At 48.9% G+C, this 9,775-nt stretch carries 8 protein-coding genes; 6 read left to right on the top strand and 2 right to left on the bottom strand.

The window, feature by feature from the left end; genetic code table 11:
- Positions 1-618 precede the first annotated feature (618 nt).
- Together PFRI_RS00920 and PFRI_RS00915 are read right to left on the bottom strand one after the other, a co-directional pair.
- Positions 619-1,212, bottom strand: coding sequence for a hypothetical protein (locus PFRI_RS00920; RefSeq protein ID WP_072628890.1), 594 nt, complete (start codon positions 1,210-1,212; stop codon positions 619-621).
- Positions 1,213-1,216: 4 nt separating this feature from the next.
- Positions 1,217-3,049, bottom strand: coding sequence for a lysozyme inhibitor LprI family protein (locus PFRI_RS00915; RefSeq protein ID WP_072628889.1), 1,833 nt, complete (start codon positions 3,047-3,049; stop codon positions 1,217-1,219).
- 1,271 nt (positions 3,050-4,320) lie between these two features.
- Between PFRI_RS00915 and PFRI_RS00910 the strand changes: the two genes are divergently transcribed.
- The 6 genes from PFRI_RS00910 (at position 4,321) to PFRI_RS00885 (ending at position 9,714) form a co-directional block, all read left to right on the top strand.
- Positions 4,321-4,929, top strand: a complete 609-nt coding sequence (locus PFRI_RS00910) for a hypothetical protein (protein ID WP_072628888.1) — start codon at positions 4,321-4,323, stop codon at positions 4,927-4,929.
- The gene (locus tag PFRI_RS00905; protein ID WP_072628887.1) at positions 4,926-5,477 is read left to right on the top strand and encodes a hypothetical protein; all 552 of its coding nucleotides are present in this window, start codon (positions 4,926-4,928) and stop codon (positions 5,475-5,477) included. The genes PFRI_RS00910 and PFRI_RS00905 overlap by 4 nt, the downstream gene beginning before the upstream one ends.
- Before the next feature lie 196 nt (positions 5,478-5,673).
- Positions 5,674-6,117 carry a hypothetical protein gene (locus PFRI_RS00900; RefSeq protein WP_245812188.1) on the top strand — a complete coding sequence of 148 codons (444 nt, stop codon included), beginning with the start codon at positions 5,674-5,676 and terminating at the stop codon, positions 6,115-6,117.
- Positions 6,118-6,243: 126 nt separating this feature from the next.
- On the top strand, positions 6,244-6,666 hold the full coding sequence (locus PFRI_RS00895) for a hypothetical protein (protein ID WP_072628886.1): 423 nt from the start codon (positions 6,244-6,246) through the stop codon (positions 6,664-6,666).
- 545 nt (positions 6,667-7,211) lie between these two features.
- Positions 7,212-8,945, top strand: a complete 1,734-nt coding sequence (locus tag PFRI_RS21450; protein WP_211317813.1) for an IS630 family transposase — start codon at positions 7,212-7,214, stop codon at positions 8,943-8,945.
- 358 nt (positions 8,946-9,303) lie between these two features.
- Positions 9,304-9,714 carry a hypothetical protein gene (locus PFRI_RS00885; protein WP_072628885.1) on the top strand — a complete coding sequence of 137 codons (411 nt, stop codon included), beginning with the start codon at positions 9,304-9,306 and terminating at the stop codon, positions 9,712-9,714.
- The last annotated feature ends 61 nt before the right edge of the window (positions 9,715-9,775 follow it).

Below are 9,775 nucleotides of genomic sequence, written 5' to 3'. Positions count from 1 at the left end.
AGGTGTCCCCGAGCACTTCACCGCAAGCCTCGTGGGGCACCACTCCGCGAGGTCGGCCAATAAGCTGACCTACGGGCTTTACTCCGCAGGCATCAGTGATGCGCAGAAGCGGGAGATCATCGAGGGGATACGGCTGCCAGACTGGGAGGGCTCATCATGAGCGGCTCCCATAAAGCAGGCCCGAGCCTGATCCCTGATATCGAGGTCTTCGAGGAAAGGGCTGCCATCGCACAGCATGATGGGGGCTGACGCGATCTCAAGCCGAGGGCCTTGCTGCAACAGAGAAGGGGGCTTCCCCTTCGCCCAAGCCTATAGGCAGTGGCTTAAGGGCTACCTCGTCCACAGGCGTATCGGTTGAGGTAACAGAACGCTGTTACCACATAAAACACCACGGTCCGGCGGCTCATTGCGAGTGGTCGGGCGAGGAAAAATCACGGAATTTTTCCGGCAGTAAGCTATGGCAACGACAAGTCTGGTTGCACCATTTCCAATCAGGCACAAGTCGCCAGATAGCCTGCTATATGACCTTCAAATAGCCGAACGAAGGTGATTTTGAGTAACCTGCCACCTTTTGTGTAATCGTTTCGGGCCTAAGATATTGGTAAGCTCGGGTGACTCTCAGCCCGGGCAATACCAGCGGTTCTCTAGCATGAACTTTAACGTGACCCAGTTGAACTGCGCCCCACCATTTTCGAGCAGTGCAAAAATCACACGCTCCTCACCACGCTGCGATCCACCCAAGGCATCACGATTGATGGTGAAGGTCTGCGTGACGTCAGAGTTCTTTTCGTCCTGGTGCAGCTTGATCTCGGTCAGCTCCGCGGCACCACGAAGCAGGTAATCGAACACGCCTTTTCGGGCCATCATTATGGCGTTGAAGTCTTTTTGATAGATGCTGGTGAACTCAATCTTGTAGACTTTACCGTCGCACAGAGATGCCTTGATTTCTGTGCTGGGGGCAAGCTGCGTATACTCGATGAACTCTGACTGCCTACCCGGATTATCCGGAAGCTCAGCGGTTTTTCTTGCGTGTATGAGTTTGTCCGTGACCCGCAGGAACACGGTGTTTTGCGACACTAGTTTTTCCTGCAGCGTGCTGCCTGATACTCCGAGTTCGAACTCGCCGATGGGTACGTCGGCTTGCGCCCCACCGGTGCCGAAGGCGATCGAGGTGGCGGTGACCATAACCAGTCTGCGCAATAGTTGTTTCACGACTCTACTCCTGTGTTATTTTGAATTTGAACCTGTCACTGTTCATATGTACCGTCTTAGGTACCGCGTTGAGGCGGGGAATTTCGAAGACCAGAAATATCTCGTCGCCGGGGGCCCACGCCGCCATGTCGGTGGCTGGCGAAATCCCCTGTTGCGCCGCAAGGGAAAGCGTCGCAAGCTTGTTCACCATATAGCGCGCGCCTGCGTCGGTCCCGAGTTCGATATGAAGGTCCGATGGGGTTATCAAAATCGTGTCTTTTTCGGGCCGAAAGACCAGACGCACTGGCAAGAGTATCTGGCCCTTCTGCGCGGAATATTGTTCGAACGCATCGCCTAGCGTCGTTTGCGCTTCATAAATAGTAAACGTGACGCGTATCTCGGGCTTTTCGACGCTTTCCTCGGTCGGGGCCTCGGCTGCCGTAGGAGCCTCGACGAGGGTGGTTTGTTCCTTTGGTGCGACCATAGTGAGGAAGAGATCCGCACGTTCTGTCGTTCGCAGGATTTCTTCGTAGTTGTCCCGCGAAAGTACCTCTTCGTTGCGCTTTAGGAACTGGGCTATATTAAGCGCATTCTCGGAAGTGGCGTTGTTCAGAACCCATGCCTTTAGCTTGCCGAGTTTCTCTTTGAGTGCGGCGCTAGCGCGCGTCTGCCGTTCGGTTTGTTCCCGGACGAAGTCAGCACGCACCGAGGCAATGCGGTTGGCAAGCGCTGGCGTTGCACCGATCCCTTTCAGCCCCGCTTCGAATTTTTTCGCTTTCTGGTCACTCCACGCACCCTTTGCTGCCTGACGAAGGCTGTCCAAATTGATAACGAAGTCAATGGTTAGTTCACCGGGACTTTCGGCCGCAAACTGCTCGATAGAGGCGAGGATATAGTTGGCTTCTTCATGCTTGATGTAGACGAAAGGTTCAGGCTTCGAAGCCTCAGAAACCTTGGCAGATGCAGTCTGTGCACTGGCGTCCAGAGTAACGGTAACCTGCGCACCCAGCGCGATCAATCGTCTGATTGCGTCCCGCTGGACCTTTTCGATACAAATCGCGTTTGCGCCGCACTGGCGTCGACGATCAAGATGGAGGCGCACAACAATCTGTGCCGTATGTTGCCCTCGGTTTTGCAACACTTGCCGGAACGCTACATTTAGTATGTTGTCCAGTTCAGCCAGAGTGGGGGCGGCGCAGATGGCGCGTTCGTCGAGAGTTGTAGCTTTGTCACAATCGACCGAAGGCCAGGCTGTCATCGCCTCTTCACAGCCGTCGCATTCTTCACCTTCGTCACCCTCATAGGACAGCTGTATGACAGCTTGCAGATACTGGGATGCGCCGATGGGCGTCTCGATCTGGTATCTTCGCCCAGTAATGCCTTCGACATAGTCCTTGTAATTCACAAGGGCTTTTTCGGTGCCAGTGCCCCAGAGCCCATCAATCGTCGACTTGTAGTATCCGTTCAGGGACATCAGGTCCTGAACGAGCTTCCGTTTCGGCTCTGCTAGGGTGATGAACTCCAATCGCAAGTTGGCCGTGGGAGCAATCTTAATTCTCGTAAGCGCCTCAGGGTTGGTGAATTTGCAGCCTGCGTTGATCTGCTTGCCGTTCTGGATAACGTATCCGTTCTTGCTCGAGAACGCGAGGCGATCCGTTCCGCTTGCGAAGGTCATACGAATCCATTCCCCGTCGAAGATCCAGGAAATGCGGTTTAGGCGTCCAGCCCTTTCTAAGGTGTTGCGTTTGGTATCGACCTTGAATAGGTCGTTGCCACACCAAATTTGGATCGTCTCTGCCTGAGCGACGCCTATAGTGGACAAATAAAGCAGCGCAGCGGTGACTGTTCCTCTAAACACCTATGAGCCTTCCGTTGAAAATTTCGTTCCAATCTTATTTTCAGGTCAACCGATATTCCCCAAGTTAAGATCAGCAATAGGTGTTGCCTGATTTTGCTCGCTGTGCAAGAGACTTTCGCCTAGAGTGCTATGTTCAGTCTCACCGAGTGGTATGCTGCGTCACTTGGAGTTGATCTCTGGGGCTTGCGAATTGCGCATTTGATATCATTGATATTGGGCCGCAGGTTGAGAGTAGATAACCGTTTCAGAGTCCCGAAGTTGGACTGACCCAATGCATAAAGGCTGGACAGGTCCGGAACGGGCTAATTCTTTTGAAAAACTCTTTGCTGCGTCTGCAAATTTCCCGAAACTAGAAATTTGTTCTCCGATCACCGGAACATACCCCAAAACACCCAGTTAATTTTGGAAATTCAGAACGTTGTTCCGTCAGATTTGTCCGAAACGCCCGACATGGGAGTTTTTCAACAGAATAGGCTCCTTACCGTCGTTCGCTGCACCGTCCGCTAAGGTCCGCAATGGGCCGGAAGCAGACCTGCCAACCCGCCCAGCTTTTGGTGCAAGCCACAAATCGTCACTCTGATCTGATGCTTAAATCGGGACCGCTTTTGGGACCGCTTTGTAATTTCAGAATCAAAATAAGTAACTGTAATTAAACAGAAGTACAGAAAGTTCGACGTCCTCTCCTGGGCACCAATTAATCTAAAAAATCATATTACTATCAATGGTTTAGCTGATTACTGGATATTTTTATCCACCCAATTATCCACCCTACGTATTGGTTTTTTTGGCCAACACTTGCTTTGAATAGCTGCCTGTGGGACGCGCGCCCGCACACTCGCGGAGGTGTGCTGCTGGGAGGTTAGGCCCCTGTGCCGATTGTGAGGTGGGGCTTGTCTGCCGACTTTTTGATGTCACCGCTCGCTGCACTCACGCCGATACAGCCGCACCTCACCGTTCAGTATCAGTTGCGTGACGTCACGCAGTTACTGCATTTCCTGCTTCTATCGTCATTACTTATCTGCTGCAGTGATAACTTGCTTTTCAATGATTTTTATGGGTAACAATAGGACGGGCCAATTAATAACCAACTTGTGCGCCTTGGACGTTCTCCTAAAGCACTAAAGCGGAGAGAAACATGCTATATCAGCTAACTTCACCCCAGTTTGTATTATTGGATGATACGTCTCCTTGGCGACAGTGCCGAGCATTTATAGGCGATATTTGCGACCCCGAAATAGAGGTGTTGCTAGCTAATCGGGAGGCTTGTTGAGATGGATAGAAGGTCTTTTCTAATTGGATCTAGCGCAATTCTGACTTCTTCATTCGTTGATAAAGCTGACTGGTTTATTCGCAATAAAAATGCCGTTGTTCCTTTGGAAGCGGTGAAAGAAGCACGGGATAAGCTTTACTTTGTATCGGTGGGAGAGAACTGTTTCGACTTGCGTTTGGGAACGCCTGAATTAGATTGTCCGGAGCTTTCGTATCGACAGTGGTTGTCGAAGTATGAAAACCCTGAGAATATAAATTTCCTAGCTGAGCGCCAAATTACTGAGGCAAACTTACAGCGCGCAATGGGTTGGCACGGCATCGAAGCAGATCAATTAGATGATGTTGTACCATTTAAACTCTACGAACGAGAATGGGAGTTGAATGACAGCTCATTTGCGAAAGCTTATAAGTATTTGCGCGACTTGGACCTAACAAACAACAACTCAGTCACAGGCTCAAAACTAGGAAACTTGGACTTCATGCATGAGCATGAGATGGAGAATGGCTACACGGTTGGCGTAAAGTCAGAAGATCCTCTGACCGCCAGCCTTTTACAGGCAAGACTAATAGAGCTAGGCCATAATGTAGCCGTGGAGATAGTGAGTAAATGAAGAAAACTGTCTACTATCTACCTGGTATGGGCGGCCGTTTACATACTGGTTTAGGCCGCGGCATCCATGACCGAAACTACAAAATAGTCGGCCGTGAAACGCTCGGTGAATTCCAAAAGCTTGCCTTCCAGGATAAGATCGACATCGTGAAAAATGATCTGGTAGAGCACTTTTGGTATCCAGATGCGAAGGTAGTGGTAAACTCGTTTGGTGCGTACTTGTTTCTTCATGCGCAACTCACAATGGACCCTTATCCGGGACAGGTTCTCATCTTGTCACCAATCATTGGTGGCTCAAATTACGACGAGAAAATGATGCGATTTTATCCACCGCGCGCAGATTTTTTGGTGCAAGCTGCAAGCGAAGGCACTTATCCTGTTCCATTGGACGCTCAAATCCACGTAGGTTCAGAAGACTGGCAAAGTGGTCCAGAGGGTGTCGTGGTTTTTGGCAGTGCCGTAGGGATACCAGTTACCGTTTTAGATGGCGAAGGGCATATGATGAGGTTGGATTATGTTGGAGGTGTGCTGGATAAGCATTTACGGTGACAAGTTAACTATCAGCAAGAGTGCATCAAACTTGAGTTTTAAGCCTTAAAGTGTAGCTTAAAAAATTAACGAGTTGGTGGTTTAAGCACTTTATTTGTAGGTGAGGACAGGGGGCAAGGTGGTTGTGACGGCCCCAACCTGACCCCAGGCCTAGCCCCTGTTGCGCCTTTTGCAAGTCAGAGTGGCGGCGAGGGGGATGGGGGATTGGTTCAAACAACTAAATGGTTTTAATAATTGCCAGATGTATTGGTGGTATGATTTACTGCCTTTATCAGAAATAGGGATTAAGTTTATGAACCGGTATATAGCTGTATTAGTAATTCTAGGGACAATAACTGGTGCGTTCATGTCAGCGGGCGCGCTTGCTCCCGCGATTGATTTCATGTCGTTAGTAGTGGTTATAGCAGTTGGTGTTGGCCATGCACTTGGTGCCAAAGACGGTGAAAATAGAATTACTCGGTTTGGCGATGGATGCGTTCGCGGTGGATGGCTCGGCCTTTTGATAGGAGTAATCGTTATACTAAATGTCGATGCAGCGGCGCAAATGGACTTCACAATGATAATACCAGCAATGGCTGTAGCGTGGCTTGCACCGCTTTATGGTTATTTTTTCAAATTAATTTCCATGCAGCTGGATTAAATCACGTCCAACCTAACCCCACCCCCAGCCCCCATTGCGCCTTTAGCGGACCAGAAGTGGCCATGAAGAAGATTTTTATCATTTAAAGCTTACTAAATCTGGTCTATATGTGTTATAATATAACACATGAAAAACGATCGAAATACGGATGGTAAGTTCTCAGATAGGAACAAAGGGCGCCCCAAGGGTTCCCGCAATAAAGCAACTATTGCAATTGAAAGCCTACTGGAGGGCCAAGCAGAAGCATTAACCCAAACAGCCATATCGAAAGCACTTGATGGTGACAGCATTGCCCTGAGGCTTTGTATGGACCGTATAGCACCTCCAATGAAGGATAAGCCAGTTGCCTTCCCCCTACCCAAGATGCGCGATGCCATGGACGCCTCACAGGCCGCAGGAAGCGTTTTAAGTGCGGTAAGCGATGGAACCCTAACACCGATTGAGGGAACGCGGGTTATGGGCCTCATAGACAGCTACAGGCGCACTTTAGAACTCACAGATATTGAGCAGCGTCTTCAGTCACTGGAAAGCGATCATGCAGCTCATTAATAAAAGCGTTTCTCGTATTGAAGCCGACCGGCTCAATCTGCCAAGATACGGAGCTGTGTATAAGCTGCTAAAGAGTTTGTGATGACGCTTAGCCGTAGAGTGAAAAAGATAGAGGGCTTGCAACGAAGCCTAATCCATGAAGCCCCAACAGTAATTCGGTTGATTTATGAACCCAGCAAAACTGGTCCCAAAGAGGTTGGGGTCATTGCTGGCCATATGAAGCTTATCGAGAACGATCCGGATCTTGTCTTCTGACGAATAGTGTTTGCTCGTGGCGCGTTTGAGATCCTTGACGATCTTCTCGCCGGGGCTTTTGCGTGTTCAAATTGGCTGTCGCATGCTCACTCCTCAGTGGTTTCGATGAGCCAACAACACTCTCTTATCAAATACTGCCATTTGGACCCATGAGTGCTGACGTCAGACAGCTTTTTTAATGTCAGAGCCGACATTGCAAAAGGATCTCACGGTTTTTAAAGGAATTACCAAATTTGTGGTAGGATGGGCGTCTCCAAAATATCCGAGTAACTCTGATGAGGAGAGAACACATGTATTGTGATCCAATTTTATGGAAAAATGTACGCGATTGTGTGCTGGAAGACGGCATATCAAGAAGGGGGGCTGCGCGCAAATTTGGCTTGGCTCGAAACACCGTTAGGAAGATGCTCTTAGACGAATTGCCTCCACCACGAGAAAAACGGACACGCCGTCGCCCCATGATTGGCCCGCATGAGGTGACGATCACAAGAATGGTGAAAGAAAGATCAAGAAGTGGTTATGGCTATTCACCACGGATAAGAAGGATTTTCGAGTTCATATCAAACGAAGAAAATTATCGCGGGAGTTATTCGGCAGTTCGTGATTATGTTGAGCTGCTACAAAATGGTCCGGTACCTGCCAAAATATCAGAAGACACATGGATGTATTCCAGCGACGTCCTTTTTTCAATTGGCCATCAAAAGTCTGCGCTTTTTCTCAAAGCAATGTCTCATGGCCGTCAGCCGGTTTTGTCGGAAGCGAAAGTAAAGAGCTTCGCACAAAAAGCGATGGGTTACAGGAAAAAAAATCAGCCTACTCTGGACAAGCCTTTATCCTATAGTCGCGCCAAAGATTGGCTGCATTCGATCGCTGCTGAGACGATGACTGCCCATGCAATCGCGCTGTCCGTCGGCGAAACTGAAGACCTGGAAGAGCTCCTGCAGATTGCAGGATGTGGTAATCGCATAAAACGAAACCGTGCGCTTACGATACTGGGGTCGAAGGCGGGCTTTTCTATAAGAAGTATTGCGGCTGCTCTAAAAATAGCTCGTGGATCGTGTGCTAAATATGTTGCTCTTTACCGAGAGTTTGGACCCGAGGGTTTGCTGCAGAGGAAGCCATCCGCAAATCGTAAATATGACAACTCTGCCCTTAAAGATGCAGTTTTTGCGCTATTTCACGAACCGCCTTCAAACTATGATATCAATCGCACGACCTGGAGGATGGAAGATTTCAGGTTTGTGTTGGCGAAATGTGGGCATTCTGCATGCCCGGAAGTACTTCGAAAAATCCTTAAAGATGCAGGATATCGTTGGCGCAAAGCAAAGGTAGTTCTGACATCGCAAGATCCGGAATACAGTGCAAAGTTAGCCAGCATCCAAAACATTCTCTCAAATCTTACAAAAAATGATGTGTTCTTTTCAATAGACGAATTCGGTCCCTTTGCTGTCAAGATGAAGGGAGGGCGTTCTTTTGTTGGCCCAGGTGTCGAGCCGGTCGTGCCTCAATGGCAGAAGTCAAAGGGATGCTTAATTATGACCGCCGCATTGGAACTATCTACAAATCAAGTCACACATTTCTACAGCAAGAAAAAGAACACTGCTGAAATGATCAAATTGATGGATATTCTCGTCAATCAATATTCGAACCGGAAGCAGATTTTTTTGTCTTGGGATGCAGCATCATGGCACATATCTAAGGATCTGAATTTGCATATCGAGCGTCACAACAGCGAGCACGTGTCAAATGGATTACCAAAGGTTTTAGTTGCGCCGCTCCCAAGTGGAGCTCAATTTTTGAACGTGATTGAATCGGTTTTCAGCGGCATGGCACGCGCGATCATTCACAATAGCAACTATGGCTCCGCCGATGATGCAAAAACTGCGATCGATCGTTATTTTGCAGAGCGCAATGCTAAGTTCACGCAGTCACCCAGCCGCGCGGGGAAGAAAATCTGGGGACTCGAACGAGAGCTGCCGGTATTTTCTCCTTCCAGCAACTTTAAAGACCCACTTTATCGATAACCATCAAAGATGAGCATAGGTGGAACCATAGTGCCGCGCTTTCGCGTTTGCAGCGAATGTCTCCTTCAACGGGCCACACCGCAGCATCACGACCTAGCGGCCAATGACCGCAAAGGGCCGGAAGCTGACCTGCCAACCCGTCCAGCTTTGGGAGCAAGCCAAAAAATGTCACTCTGATCTGATGCACAAATCAGGACCGCTTTCGGGACCGCTTATATATTTTAAATTTGGAATAAGTGTCTGTAACTAAATGGAAATACAGAAAGTTCGAGTCCTCTCCTGGGCACCACAATATTTTTCTTAAGTTATTGACATTGATTGATTTTCTCTCGGTTTAACAGCTTTGAGAGGCTTCGACATGCACACTATTACAAACACGGTAATACGTAACGATTCATATTATTATAACCTTCGTATACCTCACGAACACGTATCTACATACGGTACTGCTGTACGGTTCAAGCTAGGTGATGTGAGTGACGGTAGGCCAAACTATATAAAGCCTGAGGACGTAGAGCAGATAGTGAAGAGGCTTACCCCTTTAATCATGGGGAGCTTCAGGACGGGTAGTAAGCTAGATTACAGGGCTGCTGCTAAGAGCTTGAAGCCTAAGGTCACACTGCTGTCCGACATGCTGAAAGAGTATCTGGCTATAAGAGATATATCTGAGAGGCCCGTGGGGTTGGCTGTAGATGCTCTGGTTGCTGTAGCAGGTGACAGAGAGATATCTGACAGTGATCGATGCTGCGGCATGTACATTTCTACATGAATGGCGGATTGTGTTGAAAAACTCTTGCTTGATCGAATGGTCAATCGCTGATTCAATTCCT

This window comes from Planktotalea frisia, from assembly GCF_001890925.1.
GTDB classification, from domain to species: domain Bacteria; phylum Pseudomonadota; class Alphaproteobacteria; order Rhodobacterales; family Rhodobacteraceae; genus Planktotalea; species Planktotalea frisia.
This window is presented reverse-complemented; position numbering and strand designations above follow the sequence as displayed.